Genomic DNA, 14,040 nt, shown 5'->3' on the forward strand with positions numbered 1-14,040 from the left:
ACAGCATCGCGCAGAAAACTGGAATCCACTTTTCCTAAGCCAAATTCTACTGCATAATTTTTCCGAAAAGACAAACGGCAAACAACAGATCAAGAGCCATACAAAAAAGCGATGCAAGCATTCCCACCATTGAACGCAGCAGACTGCCCTGCGCCAATGTTCCAGTCATGAACAGAACTATCCCTTCACTCATGCTTTATTGACGATATCTTTTAAATCCTACTGATTTCAAATAATATAAATGCTAAATTAATAACCGTTACAATATCATATTGCCTAAGATCAAAGCATAACATCAGGTTTTCCCGGCAGAATGTATGGCCAAGTCCAGCGCCTGTGCTGCCAATGCCTCTGAGGTATGTGAGATATCAGAAATTCTTATCAGCCGAAGATGTGTGAGCACCTTCGATGACTCGGTATAATGCGTATGGCAGGATAATGACAGAATTCGCAAATCCCGCCGATCTCCAAATACGCCGTTCCAGCAATGTGGCGATGGCGTTATTGGCCCTGGCGTTTGTCCTGCTGACAAGCCTGCTTGCCTATATCGGTTATCTCAATATCACCGACTACCGCAGCCAATTGCGCGGGCAAGTCCAAGCGGACCTGCAGCGGGTCAGCGGGATGATGACCCAAAGAACCGAGGAGAATTTCTTCGCGCTTCGGCATCTTGTCCATGCATTGTCACCGCTTGAAGGCGCATTGGCCTCGCCGCAAACGGAGGGGCTTGTTCGCGGTATTCTAAGGGAACGTCCGGAATTTCGAGCTTTGGCGCTGGCCCGAGGCACTGTCATAGAACAGGTGTGGACGCAGCAAGGGCTCTCCCCCAAGACCAGCATGACGATCGGTTCGGATTCGGACACGGATATGCTATTGCTGGATGACGGGCAATTGCAACTGGATCTCACCGCCGCCGATGTGACGCCCTCCCCTATCCATGTCCGTGCCATTCTGGATACCGCCAAATTCATCCAGTCTGCTATCGCCGATGGCGCCACCGCTCCGGTCGGCAACGGACCGGCTATCGAGATTGCCGTCATGGTGCAGACCGCATCCGGTACGCGCACTGTTTTTGGTAGCCCGTCGCTCGCGGCTGAGGATTTGACCAGGCCGGATTTGGCCAAGCAGAACATGACCGGGGAAAACCCGGAAATACTGACCATGGCGCTTCAAGGCGGGACGCTGCAAGTGTATGGCCGCCCCCGGGCAGGCTGGCAGCAGAAACCGCAGGATCACAGTAATTTCGTCATGACGCTGGTTGCCGTGGATCTGGCTTTTGCAGCACCGCTTTGCGGCATAGCAATGCTTTTCATCTCCCGCGCCAAACGCCGGCGTGCGCTCCAGCAGATGGAAGACAAGTACCGGGCCTTGACCCGGCGTTTCGAACTGGCAATGGACAGTTCCAATATCGGCATGTGGGAACTTGCAACCGACAATCCGACCCTCCATCAAGACAGCCGTGCCGCACAATTGCATGGATCAGGCAGCGGCGGCGATCTCGATCAGGACATGACCCGCTGGTTGGAAACCGTGCATCCGGAAGACCGCGCCAAGGCGCAAGCCCATGTTATGGCCTGCCAGCAAGGTGAAAACAGCCAGGATTACCGGGTCGTGCTGGAGAGCGGCGTGATCCGCACCTTGCGCTCCGTCGGCAGCCATGCGGATGCCTCCGGGCATAACCGTGTGACGGGTCTCGTCTGGGACATTACTGCCGATGTCGCCATGCAAAATGATCTCCGAGCTGCCAAGGAGAGCTCAGACATCAAGAATGCGGAACTGGAACTGGCCCTGGACGAGTTGTCCATCCGAGAGCAGCAGTTGGAAAGCCTGTCCTATCGGTTTGAACTGGCGCTGGATTCCTATGGCTGCGGCGTGTGGGAACATGATTTTTCCACAGGCCACACCGTCTGGGACGAACGCATGTGCTATCTCTATAATATTCCGGCCACCAGCAGTCATATCACCGACGCATTGTGGCTGAGCAAGATCCATAAAGACGACCACGAAATGTTGATGGAGGCCGCACGCAACGCGGTAAAGCAGCATACGCGCCTCAACACCAGCCAACGGGTATTGTTGGACCAGGGCGGCACACGCTGGGTGCGCTCCGTTGGCCAGGTGCATATCGACCGTAACGGACGCAAAAAGCTGATCGGCATCAGTTTCGATGTGACGGCCGACGTGCTGCTGACCGAAGAATTGCGCACGGCGAAGGCCGAGGCGGAAGCGCGCAATATCGAGCTTGAACTGACCAAGAACCGGATCGAATTCAATGCCTTGCATGATCCACTGACCGGCCTTGCCAATCGTCGCAAGCTGGATATCGCCCTGGATAACCTGACGCGGCAGTCCCAGGCGAACAGAAGCCGCTTCACCATTCTGCATCTCGACCTGGATCGTTTCAAGGAAATCAACGACACGCTGGGCCATGCCGCAGGCGATGCCATGCTGGTCAATGCGGCACGGGTTCTGTCGCGCCACATGAACAGCGGCGATCTGGTAGCGCGGATTGGCGGAGACGAATTCGTGGTTCTGCTGCATGGGCCAATCGATACCAAGGCCGCCGCCGAGCTAGCCGAGCGCATCATCCAGGACATTAACATACCCGTGGATTTCGAGGGCTTCATCTGCCGCTGCGGTGTCTCCATCGGCATTGCCGAGGCCAAGGGACTGCGAACCGATGCCCGCAAGATCCTGATCAATGCCGATCTGGCGCTTTACGAAGCCAAGCGGCAGGGCCGCAACTGTTTCCAATTCTTCACGGACAATCTCCAGGCCAATATTGTCAGTTCGAAGCGCATTGCCGACGAATTGCTGCATGCCCTTGAAAATGACGAGATCACCGCCTGGTACCAGCCGCAATTCTGCGCCAACAGCATGGAACTGGTCGGCGCCGAGGCGCTGGTCCGCTGGCAGCATCCAACCCGCGGCATCCTGCCCAGCAACAGCTTCCTGAAAGTGGCGGAAGACCTGAACGTCATGGCGCGGATCGACCAGATCGTGCTGGAACTGGCGCTGAAGGACAAGATGCGATGGGCCGCCATGGGTGTGAAACTGCCCAAGATTTCCGTCAATGTCTCGTCCCGCCGCCTGCATGATGCCGGGCTGATCGAGACGCTGGAAAGTCTCAGCATTTCGCCCGGTGAAATTTCCTTCGAACTGGTCGAATCGATCTTTCTCGATGAAAGCGAGGATATTGCCACCACCAATATCGAGCGGATCAAGGCGCTGGGCATCGACATCGAGATCGACGACTTCGGCACGGGCCACACGTCAATCATCAGCCTTTTGAAACTGCAACCCAAGCGACTGAAAATTGACCGGCAATTGGTGATGCCCCTGCTCAATTCCAGCCGGGAACGGGCCATGGTGCGCTCGATCATCGACATTGCCCGCTCTCTTGGAGTGGCAACCGTGGCCGAGGGCGTCGAAAGCACCGCCCATGCCCAGATCCTGCGCGAATTGGGCTGCGACCTCTTGCAAGGCTACGCTTTTGCAAAACCGCTGCCCTTCGAGGAGTTCGGCCGTTTCGCCTTGCAGACAGACCGCCAGATGGCGTCATAAGCCCCAACTCACGCAAAGCTTTTCCGGTTTTTGCACCATTGCCGCAAAGAAAGGCTTTTCACGCTCGCGGCTTTTCTACTAAGAGTGGGGCCTTGTAAAAGGCAGGGCTTATCCCCTGGCAAAGCGGACCCGGTTTCAGCATATGTCGCATAATAGTTTCGGTCACCTTTTCCGTGTCACCACCTGGGGCGAAAGCCATGGTCCAGCCCTTGGCGCGGTGGTGGACGGTTGTCCCCCCGGCCTGAAATTCACACTCGAAGACCTGCAAGTCTGGCTCGACAAGCGCAAGCCCGGTCAGTCACGGTTCGTTACCCAGCGGCGCGAGGACGATCTGGTCAAGGTGCTCTCCGGCGTCATGCCGCAGGACGATGGCTCGATGATCACCACCGGCACACCGATTTCGTTGATGATCGAAAATACCGACCAGCGTTCCAAGGATTACGGCGAAATCGCCCAGCAATATCGCCCCGGCCATGCCGATTATACCTACGACCTGAAATATGGCATTCGTGATTATCGCGGTGGCGGGCGCTCTTCGGCGCGTGAAACGGCAGCGCGGGTGGCGGCGGGTGGCATTGCCCGTCTGGTTCTGCCCGGCGTCGCCATTCGCGGCGCGCTGGTGCAGATCGGCATCCACAAGATCGACCGCGCCAATTGGGATTGGGCCGAGGTCGGCAATAATCCGTTCTTTGCGCCGGACCCGAAGATCGTTCCCGTCTGGGAAGAGTATCTGGACGGCATCCGCAAGCAGGGCTCCTCGGTCGGTGCCGTGGTGGAGGTGGTGGCCGAAGGCGTGCCAGCCGGGCTGGGCGCGCCGATCTATGCCAAGCTGGACCAGGATATTACCGCGCTGCTGATGTCGATCAACGCCGTCAAGGGCGTTGAAATCGGCAATGGCTTTGGTGCCGCCGAAATCACCGGCGAGGAAAATGCCGATCAGATGCGGATGGGCAATGACGGGCAGCCGATTTTCCTGTCCAACCATGCCGGCGGCATTCTCGGCGGGATTTCCACCGGCGAGCCCATTGTGGCGCGGTTTGCCATCAAGCCGACCTCGTCCATCCTCACCGAACGCCAGTCGATCGATTCGCAAGGCCGGAATGTCGATATTCGCACCAAGGGCCGCCACGACCCCTGCGTCGGCATCCGGGCCGTGCCGGTTGGCGAGGCGATGGTGGCGTGTGCGCTGGCGGATCATTATCTGCGCGACCGTGGCCAAACCGGTCGTTTGAAGTAAGGAAATCGATCATGACCTATGAGCAGACCCGTGTCGTTGACGCTATCCGGGCTTTTGAGGCTGGCGAAATCGTCATCGTCACCGATGACGACGACCGCGAGAACGAAGGTGACCTGATCGTTGCCGCCGTACATTGCACGTCGGAGAAAATGGCCTTCATCATCCGCCATACGTCAGGCATCGTCTGCACCCCAATGCCGAAGGAGGAAGCCAAGCGGCTGAACCTGTCGGCCATGGTCGCCGAAAACGACAGCGCCCATACGACAGCCTTTACGGTCAGCGTCGATTTCAAGCATGGCACCACGACCGGCATATCCTCTGATGACCGGACGCTGACAGTTCGCAATCTCGCCAATCCCAATGTCGGTCCCGCCGATTTCGTCCGCCCCGGCCATATTTTCCCGCTGGTGGCGCGCGAAGGTGGCGTGTTGATGCGGTCAGGCCATACGGAAGCAGCCGTCGATCTCTGCCGACTGGCCAACCTGCCGCCGATCGGCGTGATCTCGGAAATGGTCAATGACGACGGCACGGTCATGCGCGGCCCGCAGGTCTCAGCCTTTGCCGAAAAGCACAAGCTGAAACAGATCTCGGTCGCCGACCTGATTGCCTATCGCCAGCGCAAGGAAACCCTGATCCAGCTGATGTCAACCTTCGAGATCCAGACAGCTTATGGCCCGGCCAAGGCCCATGCCTATTCCCTACCCTGGGACCCGATGCAGCATCTGGCCGTGGTGTTCGGTGACATCCGCGACGGCGTCGATATTCCGGTGCGTCTGCATCTGGAAAATGTCGGTGCCGATGTGTTCGGCGGTGCCCGCCAGATCGACAGCATGCTGAAACGCATCGCAGAAAAAGGCCGTGGCATTATCGTTTATCTGCGCGAAGGCTCCGTCGGCGTTGGCGCCTCCACGACGGCCAGGGCAGGCCTGCATGACCGCGAGGCCCATCAGGAAGCCCAGACGCGCGAAAGCGAATGGCTGGAAATCGGCCTCGGCGCCCAGATCCTGAAAGATCTCGGCATCACCTCGATCCGGCTGATGGCCTCGCGTGAACGCCATTACGTCGGCCTGGAGGGCTTCGGCATCAAGATTTCGGAAACCGAGATCGCATAATCAGTTGTCGCTGGGACAGCTCCTGACGCATGCCTGCGGGAATGCCATTGACCTTACTTTTCGGGCAAGACATGTTTGAAAGTAATCCCAAAGCCAGAGCCGATATGAAAGCTGGAACCCTCTACGCTATAGCTGGCGGGCAGGAGTGGATTTATTACGGGCAAGTCAATGCGGATAAGGAAATCGCATTTTTTAGTCGCAATGATCGAACGATCACGACAATAAACAACATTATCAGTTCGCCCGTCATGGCGGTGATAACGGTTTTTCCCTCCTCGATAACTCGGGCGCTCCGTTTCGGCGCATGGAAAAAGCTGGGGCGCTTTCCTGTTTCCGAACTGGCTGCTCCAAGGCCTACCGTCCAATGGCCTGCCTTTACCTTGAAGGTCACCGTCTGGCGAGATGGCATTCCAAGCTATGACACGACAATCGATAATCCGGCAATCCAAATGCTAGAGGTGATGGCTGTGTGGGATGCTGAGTATCACATCCCTGCAAGATTGACTGCCGACTTTTACCCGGACGAGGCCTTGTGGCACATTGGAGGGCCTGTTTGGCGGGAACGAAAAGTCAAAGAAGAGACTGCAAAACGTTTTCCAGGAAACCCTCTGCATGCATTGCCGGAAAACTGGATTCTGACCAACAGACAGGACATTCCTGGGGTAGATACAGGACCACGACCGACGACCATGCGCCTTGAAAGCTCTGGATAGGGAGAAAAAGTGCTACCCTTTCGGCGGACTCAGTGAAAGGTAAGAGTCTGGTCAGCGCAAAATTCGCGCGACAACTACAATTCTCCAGGAACCCAATCCATGTCACTGAAGCTTTATCTCGCCGGTCCCGAAGTGTTTCTCGCTGATGCCCGCGAGGTGCTCGATGCCAAGGCGGCGATGACACGGGCCTATGGGTTCGAGCCGATCTGCCCCGGCGATATTTCCATCGAACCGGCCCCGACCTTGCATGAGTTCGGGTTGAAAATCAGTGCCATCGATGAGGATATGATGAACCGGGCCGATGGGGTGATCGCCAATCTCACCCCGTTCCGTGGCATTGCCGCCGATCCCGGCACGGCTTTCGAGCTGGGCTATATGTGCGCGCAGGGCAAGCTCGTCGCTGCCTATACCAATATCATCGACAATCACTATGCCCGCACCGCCGGATTTTATCAGGGCAATGTGACGCTCGGTCCAGATCAGCGCAAGCGCGGGCCGGATGGTCTGTCATTGGAGGATTTCGATATGATCGAAAATCTTATGCTTCATGGGGGAGTTGAACGCCGTGGCGGGCCGATTTTTACCCATCAGGCGCAAGCAGACCAGCTCTATAGCGACCTGACGGCTTTCGAGCTTTGCCTGAAGGCATTGTCGGCGAAGCTTCCCACCGTAGTATAGTTCAAGTCTTTCAGGTCTCGAGCACCGAATATTTGTATAATTCGAACTGATCTTTACAAATTCTAACAAAATTGGCGGGAAATTCGTATTTTCTTCAGTAGAAAATGTTGATAAAACTAGATCTAGTGCAAATGCCTACCGGCTCCACAATTTCTCGAAAAAACCGGATCTGACGCAAGCCTCGCGCAAGCTTCGTTCGTTAATAAAGGGTTAACGAAGCGAACAGAAAGGGCCTGCGATGAGGATCGACAGCAGCCTTGGCAATTCACAGTATCAGAGCCGCTACATTCATGGCGCGTCCAGCGTCGAAGATGTTGCCGTAGAGTCTGCGACCACGCCCCGCTCGCGCTCTGCCGGTGGAAATTCCACCAGCACGCTATTGTCTGCCTCCCTGGCCAACGCGCTCTGGAGCCTGGATTCGACCAAGAAAACAGCTGGTGTGAAAACCGGCGCCTCGGCGGCCATCGACGAGGCAAAAGCAGCATCTCCGATCCAGCAGATCGAAGCGCATTATCTGGAATATATGGATACGGACGAGGAGTAGCCCCGCATCTGCATGGGCTGCGCGAAAGAAGGGTGTGTGGCGGCACACCCTTTTTTGCGTTATCTATCGGTCTGGAACAACTGATAAACGGTTGAGGAAACAATGCCTGTTATCAAAGCTGAAAACGCCGCCTTGGATATTGGCACCGCCGAGGGCATCAACGCTGAACTTGGCCCCTACAGTGCACGGCGCTTAAGCGATGCGGGCGGCCTGACACAATTCGGCGCGCTGCTGGAAACATTGCCACCCGGCTCCCGTTCGTCTCATAAACACTGGCATGAGCAGGAAGATGAGTTCCTCTATCTGCTCAAGGGGACTGCAACCTTGCTTGAGGGCGACGTGGTCACCGAGATGATGCCGGGCGATGCCGCGACGTTCAAGGCCGGTGTTCCCTTGGGCCATTGCCTGGAAAACCGCTCCAATGCGGATTGCGTCTATCTGGTGGTCGGCACCCGCTCTCCCGATGAGATTGTCCATTATGCCGATAAGGACATGATGATGACCAAGGTGAATTTTGTGAAGATCTTCACGGATCGCGCCGGCAAGCCGCTCAAGGACTGAGCCACCCCTCCCCGTAGCTCACCGCCTCCACCCCGGTAAATCTCGCAAGTCTTGCCAAGTCCTGGTCGAGTTTCTCCAACCGTCCGGTCGAGCGCCTGATACCCGGCTCCAACCATAGCCGTTTCACATCCAGCGTACCCGCCTTGCGATTGGCCTTCATATCGATCCGGCCAATCAGCCGGTCACTTTCCAGCAGCGGAAAGACATAATAGCCATATTGCCGTTTCGGCTCTGGCACGAAGACTTCGATCCGGTAGAAGAAGCCGAATAGCCGCTCGGTGCGAGCCCGGTCGCGGATCAGCGGATCGAAAGGGCTGAGGACGCGGATACGGGCGGGTGGCTCTGGTGGAGCGGTCAGTGTTTCCAGCCGATCCGCCAGCGCGAAGGAAGGGCGCGGCTTCCCGCCATCGGCAGGGGCAATCTCGATCTCCTCAAGCTCGGCACGATGGGTTTCCAGCCAGAGTTTTGCCTCCTGCGGGCTGACCAGATTCCAGAAGGCAGCGATTTCACCTGACGTGGCGAAACCCAGCCGGATCAGCGCTTCGCGGCAGGCCCAATCAATGAACGCTTCATGCGTCACCTCGGCCTGCAAATGGTCGGGAAGAATGCAGCGCTCCGTCAGATCGTAGATCTTCTGAAAATTGTCCCGACCGGAAATCGACAGTTTGCCGGTGCGCCACAGAAATTCCAGCGCGGTTTTCGACGGATGCCAGTTCCACCAGCCGCCGGATTTATGGTCGCCTTCCTTCATGTCCCGCGACAAGGCCGGGCCGCCCTCGGTAATCCGCCGGTGGGTTTCTTCGAAAGCATCCTCGAAGCCCGGCTCGCGCCAACTGCGCCAACGCTCCAGAATCCGGCTTTCCTCGCGCCGGAACCGGTGTTTCCAATAGGGGAAAAAAGCGGAAGGCAGGATCGAGGCATCATGGGTCCAATGCTCGAACAGCAGCCGGTCCTGCTCCAGCAATGCCGTCAGATCTTCGCGCCGGTAGGTCTGATTGCGCGAAAACAGGATCTGGTGATGCGCCCGCTCCACCGTGCCGATACTATCCACCTGCACAAAGCCGAGATCGGTAATCAGTGCCAGCAAGCCGTGGCGGCTCAACGCTCGCCCCGGTGGCCGGGAAAGTCCCTGCCGCTCCAGAAAAATCCGCCGTGCCGTGCTGTTGTCTATCCCTATCGCCATGAACAGACGATAGGACATGTTCTCTTTTTGTTCAAGGTGGTTTTCGCCGGAATATAGGCGTTCAACGCCGATCCGCCACCGCTTTCGCCATGACGCAGAGCAGTTCAAACATCATGGTGGCACCGGCCAGCGCCGTCATGCCGCCGACATCGAAGGGTGGCGCGACTTCCACCACATCGGCACCGACAATATTGACGCCCTCCAGCAGCCGCACCATGGCCTGGACTTCGCGTGTCAGGAAGCCGCCGATTTCCGGTGTGCCGGTTCCAGGCGCCATCGATGGGTCAATGCAGTCGATATCGAAGCTGACATAGGTCGGGCCATCACCGGCAATGGCGCGGGCTTCCGCCATCACGTCTGCCACGCTGCGGGCGACGAATTCCTCCATATAAATAATACGGATGCCCTGGTCCTTGGCCCATTGATGCTCGTCAACTTCGTAATTGGAGCTGCGAATGCCAATCTGCACCATGCGTTTCGGATCGAGCAGGCCCTCCTCAATGGCACGGCGAAAGGGCGTGCCGTGGGTAAAGCGCTGGCCGCCGAAATAGCTGTCATTGGTATCGGAATGGGCATCGAAATGAATGAGCCCGACTGGCTGAGATTTCGCCACCGCCCGTAGCACCGGCAGTGTCGTCAAATGATCGCCCCCGGCGCAGAGCGGCAGCGCACCGGCAGCAACAACTGCCGCCACGCCGTCTTCTATCTGTTGAAGCGCCAGCATCAGGTCTATGGGGTTGACGGTCACATCCCCCACATCGGCAATATTGGCCAGGCTGAATGGCTCGATTTTTGAGACGTGATGCACACGGCGCATCAGGCTGGATTGGTTGCGCACCTCGCGCGGCCCATGGCGGGCACCGGCCCGGTTGGTGGTGCCGCCATCCCAGGGAATACCGATCAGCGCGATATCTAGCCCTTCCGCCGAGGTCACGGCAGGCAGACGCATGAAGGTGGCATGTCCGGCAAAACGCGGCACTTCAGCGGCGTCGACAGGCTGGTGAAAGGATGAGGTCACGGGCGGGTCCTTCGGGAATGGGTCGGATAACCCATCCGATCAAATCGCAAGGCGGCTGTAAATGGGAAAAACCCGGATTTGCCTTTGCCGTTCTGCGGGCTATAGAACAGGGCAGCAATGATAGGGTATCGACATCGTGCAGATCCATTTCGATCAGGCCAGCGCCAGTTTCGACGGCCATGTGGCCCTGGAGCCGCTGACCATCACCTTCGGCGAACAGCGGATCGGGGTCATCGGCCTGAATGGATCAGGCAAATCCACCTTTGCCCGGCTGATCAATGGATTGGTCAAGCCGAGTGCTGGCCATGTGACGCTGGATGGGCTGGACACGGTAAAAGACGCCAAGGCCGTGCAGGCACGCACCGGCTTCATCTTCCAGAACCCGGCCAATCAGATCATCCTGCCGCTGATCGGTGAGGATATTGCCATGGGGCCAAAGGCACGTGGGCTGAAAGGCAAGGCACTGGACGAGGCCGTGGACAGCGTTGCGGCAAGGCTCGGCATAACCCATCTGCTACGCCGCCGCCCGCATGAACTGTCCGGCGGCGAGCTGCAATTGGCGGCGCTGGCCGCTGTTCTCGTCACTCGGCCCGATCTGGTGATTTTCGATGAACCGACCAACCAGCTCGATTTGAAAAACCGGGCGCTGGTGGCTGGCACCATAGAGGCGCTGGAGGAACAGGCGCTGGTGATCAGCCACGACCTTGACCTGATCGCCGGGTTTTCGCGGGTGCTGGTGTTTCACCGCGCCAAGCTAGCCTTCGATGGCCCGGCCAGCGACGCCATTGCCCGCTACCGCGAGATCGCCGCATGTTGAGCAGCCTACATGTCGAGGGCGATAGCTGGCTGCACCGGATGCCAGTCGGGGCGAAACTGGCCGTCCTGTTGGTGTTCGGCCTTGGCCTTGCCTTCAGCCTGTCCATGCCGCTCCAGGCCACGGCAGCCTGCGCCACCGGCGCGCTCTATTTCAGCCTGGGGCTTGACGTGCGGGCAGCATTGCGGCGCATCCGCCCGATGCTGGTCAGCATTGCCGCGCTTGGCCTGTTTAACATCTATGCGCTGGATCTTATCACCTCGGCAACGCTGACGCTGAGGCTGCTCGCCATCCTGTTTCTCGCCTCAGCTATTACAGCAACAACCTCGCTTGGTGCCTTCATGGAGACGCTTGACCGGCTGCTGGCCCCGCTCGACCGGCTGGGATTGGTCCGGGCCGCCGATATCAGCCTGGCACTGGGGCTGACCCTGCGCTTCGTGCCTGATATCGCCGACCGCTATGAGGCGCTGAAGGCGGCACATCAGGCGCGTGGCATACCCGTGCGGCTGCACCGGATGCTGGGACCACTGTTTATTCTGGCACTGAAAGAGGCCGATTCCATCGCCGAGGCCATTGACGCCCGCGGCATTCGCCGTCACGAAAAGAGAACAGACTGATGAGGAGATCACCATGACCACGCGAGACCTGGTTCTGATTGCGCTGTTTGCCGCCATCGTTGTTGTCCTCGGGCTTATTCCGCCCGTGCCACTCGGCTTCATTCCAGTGCCGATCACCGCCCAATCGATGGGCGTCATGCTGGCCGGCTGCATTCTCGGCGCCAAGCGCGGAGCCTTGGCCTATGCGCTGTTCGTGTTGCTGGTCGCCATGGGCCTGCCGGTGCTGGCGGGCGGTCACGGCGGCCTGAACGCGCTGTTTGGTGCCACCGGCGGCTATATTTTCGGCTGGATTGTCGGCGCTTTCGTCACCGGCCTTGCCGCCGAGCGTTTTGCCCGCGCCTCGTCCACCGCCAGCGGCCAGACAATCGGCTTCTTTGCCGCCAGCATCCTCGGCGGCATCGGCGTGGTCTATGCCTGCGGCATGCCCTGGTGGAGCTTTGTGGCCGGCACCCCGATCGACAAGGTGTTGATCGGCTCGCTGGCCTTCCTGCCCGGCGACCTGATCAAGGCCGCCATCGCAGCACTCGCCGCCCGCGCCGTGATGGTCGGCTATCCGCTGCTGCCGAAGCGGGCGTAATACGAAGATTCATTGAAAATGACCTTCGTATCCCTTTTGAAAATATCACAAGCCTCTGACGCATTGAAGATAATTTCAGTTTTTCAAGGCGGAGATATGATCCACATCTTCGAGACTTGATAGAAGGTGGATGGTCGTGAATGACAGATTGCAAATTTCCGTAGATCTGGTCCGGCAGTTGGTTGCCGGTCAGTTTCCTCAATTCTCGACACTATCCGTTGTCCCTCTGGTACCGGGTGGATGGGACAATAGAAGCTTTCGCCTGGGTGACAGGATGATCATCCGTTTGCCCAGCGCAGACTGCTATGCGGAGCAGGTTGCCAAGGAGCAGCACTACCTGCCCATTCTCGCTCAATCCCTGCCGCTACCAATCCCTCAGGCCATCGCCATGGGTGTCCCGACCAGGGACTATCCTTTTTCCTGGGGCATTTATGGATGGATCGACGGAGAAACGGCCGTAACTGCGAAGATTGGGGATACCGGCTGCTTTGCAGCAAATCTCGGTGCGTTCCTAAAGACACTTCACAGCCTTGATGGGTCTGGAGGCCCCCTCGCCGGACCGCATAACTTTTACCGTGGCGGATCGCTTGCCATCTATGACAGGGAAACCCGCGACGCAATTCATGAGCTTCGGGCCATAACCGACGTATCGTTAGCAACAGCGCTCTGGGAGGAGGCACTCGCCAGCCCATGGCAAAGGCCACCCGTCTGGCTGCATGGCGATGTCGCACCCGGCAACCTGCTGATCAGCGGCGGACGTCTCACTGCTGTCATTGACTTCGGCTGCTGCGGTACGGGCGACCCGGCTTGCGATCTTGCGATTGCCTGGACATTCCTGGATGAAACGGCCAGCCAAGTCTTTCAAGAGACTGCAGGTCACGAGATGACGACGTGGGCTCGCGCCCGTGGATGGGCTTTATGGAAAACCTTGATCACTCTCGCAGGACAACGTGCAGCAGACGATCCAGCTTCGGAAAAGACTGCAATTACGCTCGCATGCATTCTTCGCAGAAGCCCTCACGGCAACCACTGATACAGCCAATCCCTGAGCGCTTCCGATAGCGCCACCGGTTCGGCACTGTCTTTGTTCACAGCCGTCCAGGTGATCTCGACGTCAGCGGCGCGGGTTTTGCCGCTTTCGACGCCAATGGCAAAGCCGACGGATTTACCGCCGATTTTGTCCACCTGCACGGTGAAGCGCAGTGCGTCGCCCGGTCCCAGGGCTTCATAAAGACGCGCCTCGAATTTGGTGGCGCGAAAGTCCGGCTCCTGCTCTTCTGCGGGCCGGGCCTGCCAGAAGCGGTGGAGCGCTTCTTCGCACAGCGCCAGCAGCGCGCTGTTGTTCAATCGTCCGCTGATGCCGACATCGCGCAGGCCGATCAGCGTTTCGGTGACATCAAGCCGTTCTCTTTTCGCCATTGC

14 protein-coding genes are annotated in these 14,040 nt (G+C 58.1%); 11 read left to right on the top strand and 3 right to left on the bottom strand.

Features of this window, described 5'->3' with window-relative positions; all coding sequences use genetic code 11:
- Positions 1-438: 438 nt before the first annotated feature.
- From H1Y61_RS15635 to H1Y61_RS15665, 7 genes are all read left to right on the top strand, one after another.
- A complete protein-coding gene (locus tag H1Y61_RS15635; RefSeq protein WP_235680766.1) occupies positions 439-3,564 on the top strand; it encodes a bifunctional diguanylate cyclase/phosphodiesterase in 3,126 nt (1,041 codons plus the stop codon).
- A gap of 142 nt (positions 3,565-3,706) precedes the next feature.
- Positions 3,707-4,801, top strand: coding sequence for a chorismate synthase (gene aroC, locus H1Y61_RS15640; protein WP_180573145.1), 1,095 nt, complete (start codon positions 3,707-3,709; stop codon positions 4,799-4,801).
- Positions 4,802-4,812: 11 nt separating this feature from the next.
- A complete protein-coding gene (ribB, locus tag H1Y61_RS15645; RefSeq protein ID WP_174110139.1) occupies positions 4,813-5,913 on the top strand; it encodes a 3,4-dihydroxy-2-butanone-4-phosphate synthase in 1,101 nt (366 codons plus the stop codon).
- A gap of 29 nt (positions 5,914-5,942) precedes the next feature.
- The gene (locus H1Y61_RS15650; protein WP_180573146.1) at positions 5,943-6,626 is read left to right on the top strand and encodes a hypothetical protein; all 684 of its coding nucleotides are present in this window, start codon (positions 5,943-5,945) and stop codon (positions 6,624-6,626) included.
- Between the two features lie 99 nt (positions 6,627-6,725).
- A complete protein-coding gene (locus H1Y61_RS15655; RefSeq protein ID WP_174110137.1) occupies positions 6,726-7,304 on the top strand; it encodes a nucleoside 2-deoxyribosyltransferase in 579 nt (192 codons plus the stop codon).
- 238 nt (positions 7,305-7,542) lie between these two features.
- On the top strand, positions 7,543-7,848 hold the full coding sequence (locus tag H1Y61_RS15660; protein ID WP_087727425.1) for a hypothetical protein: 306 nt from the start codon (positions 7,543-7,545) through the stop codon (positions 7,846-7,848).
- Positions 7,849-7,950: 102 nt separating this feature from the next.
- Positions 7,951-8,409 carry a cupin domain-containing protein gene (locus H1Y61_RS15665; RefSeq protein WP_180573147.1) on the top strand — a complete coding sequence of 153 codons (459 nt, stop codon included), beginning with the start codon at positions 7,951-7,953 and terminating at the stop codon, positions 8,407-8,409.
- On the opposite strand, the gene H1Y61_RS15670 is transcribed toward H1Y61_RS15665, so the two are convergent.
- Both H1Y61_RS15670 and speB read right to left on the bottom strand, forming a co-directional pair.
- A complete protein-coding gene (locus H1Y61_RS15670; RefSeq protein ID WP_180574529.1) occupies positions 8,399-9,592 on the bottom strand; it encodes a winged helix-turn-helix domain-containing protein in 1,194 nt (397 codons plus the stop codon). The two genes, H1Y61_RS15665 and H1Y61_RS15670, sit on opposite strands and share 11 nt — an antisense overlap.
- Before the next feature lie 61 nt (positions 9,593-9,653).
- Entirely contained in the window at positions 9,654-10,610 is a 957-nt protein-coding gene (speB, locus tag H1Y61_RS15675; RefSeq protein WP_180573148.1) for an agmatinase, read from the bottom strand.
- Between the two features lie 136 nt (positions 10,611-10,746).
- On the opposite strand from speB, the gene H1Y61_RS15680 reads away from it, so the two are divergent.
- From H1Y61_RS15680 to H1Y61_RS15695, 4 genes are all read left to right on the top strand, one after another.
- Positions 10,747-11,427, top strand: coding sequence for an energy-coupling factor ABC transporter ATP-binding protein (locus H1Y61_RS15680; protein ID WP_180573149.1), 681 nt, complete (start codon positions 10,747-10,749; stop codon positions 11,425-11,427).
- Positions 11,421-12,041 carry an energy-coupling factor transporter transmembrane component T family protein gene (locus H1Y61_RS15685; RefSeq protein ID WP_180573150.1) on the top strand — a complete coding sequence of 207 codons (621 nt, stop codon included), beginning with the start codon at positions 11,421-11,423 and terminating at the stop codon, positions 12,039-12,041. The genes H1Y61_RS15680 and H1Y61_RS15685 overlap by 7 nt, the downstream gene beginning before the upstream one ends.
- 13 nt (positions 12,042-12,054) lie before the next feature.
- Positions 12,055-12,618 (top strand): biotin transporter BioY, encoded by a 564-nt coding sequence (locus tag H1Y61_RS15690; RefSeq protein WP_180573151.1) that lies wholly within the window; start codon positions 12,055-12,057, stop codon positions 12,616-12,618.
- 130 nt (positions 12,619-12,748) lie between these two features.
- On the top strand, positions 12,749-13,651 hold the full coding sequence (locus H1Y61_RS15695) for an aminoglycoside phosphotransferase family protein (protein ID WP_235680767.1): 903 nt from the start codon (positions 12,749-12,751) through the stop codon (positions 13,649-13,651).
- On the opposite strand, the gene H1Y61_RS15700 is transcribed toward H1Y61_RS15695, so the two are convergent.
- Positions 13,636-14,037: an acyl-CoA thioesterase gene (locus tag H1Y61_RS15700; protein WP_180573152.1), complete on the bottom strand. Its 402-nt coding sequence runs from the start codon at positions 14,035-14,037 to the stop codon at positions 13,636-13,638. The two genes, H1Y61_RS15695 and H1Y61_RS15700, sit on opposite strands and share 16 nt — an antisense overlap.
- Positions 14,038-14,040: the final 3 nt, after the last annotated feature.

Origin of the sequence: Agrobacterium vitis (assembly GCF_013426735.1) — a bacterium.
Lineage (GTDB): Bacteria > Pseudomonadota > Alphaproteobacteria > Rhizobiales > Rhizobiaceae > Allorhizobium > Allorhizobium vitis_D.

Bases quoted from the DNA above. Each gene is read 5' to 3' on its own strand.
- ribB (WP_174110139.1), top strand. From the start codon at position 4,813: ATGACCTATGAGCAGACCCGTGTCGTTGACGCTATCCGGGCTTTTGAG.
- H1Y61_RS15655 (WP_174110137.1), top strand. From the start codon at position 6,726: ATGTCACTGAAGCTTTATCTCGCCGGTCCCGAAGTGTTTCTCGCTGAT.
- H1Y61_RS15650 (WP_180573146.1), top strand. From the start codon at position 5,943: ATGCCTGCGGGAATGCCATTGACCTTACTTTTCGGGCAAGACATGTTT.
- H1Y61_RS15700 (WP_180573152.1), bottom strand. From the start codon at position 14,037: ATGGCGAAAAGAGAACGGCTTGATGTCACCGAAACGCTGATCGGCCTG.
- H1Y61_RS15635 (WP_235680766.1), top strand. From the start codon at position 439: ATGACAGAATTCGCAAATCCCGCCGATCTCCAAATACGCCGTTCCAGC.
- H1Y61_RS15695 (WP_235680767.1), top strand. From the start codon at position 12,749: ATGGTCGTGAATGACAGATTGCAAATTTCCGTAGATCTGGTCCGGCAG.
- H1Y61_RS15685 (WP_180573150.1), top strand. From the start codon at position 11,421: ATGTTGAGCAGCCTACATGTCGAGGGCGATAGCTGGCTGCACCGGATG.
- H1Y61_RS15660 (WP_087727425.1), top strand. From the start codon at position 7,543: ATGAGGATCGACAGCAGCCTTGGCAATTCACAGTATCAGAGCCGCTAC.
- H1Y61_RS15665 (WP_180573147.1), top strand. From the start codon at position 7,951: ATGCCTGTTATCAAAGCTGAAAACGCCGCCTTGGATATTGGCACCGCC.
- H1Y61_RS15670 (WP_180574529.1), bottom strand. From the start codon at position 9,592: ATGGCGATAGGGATAGACAACAGCACGGCACGGCGGATTTTTCTGGAG.
- aroC (WP_180573145.1), top strand. From the start codon at position 3,707: ATGTCGCATAATAGTTTCGGTCACCTTTTCCGTGTCACCACCTGGGGC.
- H1Y61_RS15690 (WP_180573151.1), top strand. From the start codon at position 12,055: ATGACCACGCGAGACCTGGTTCTGATTGCGCTGTTTGCCGCCATCGTT.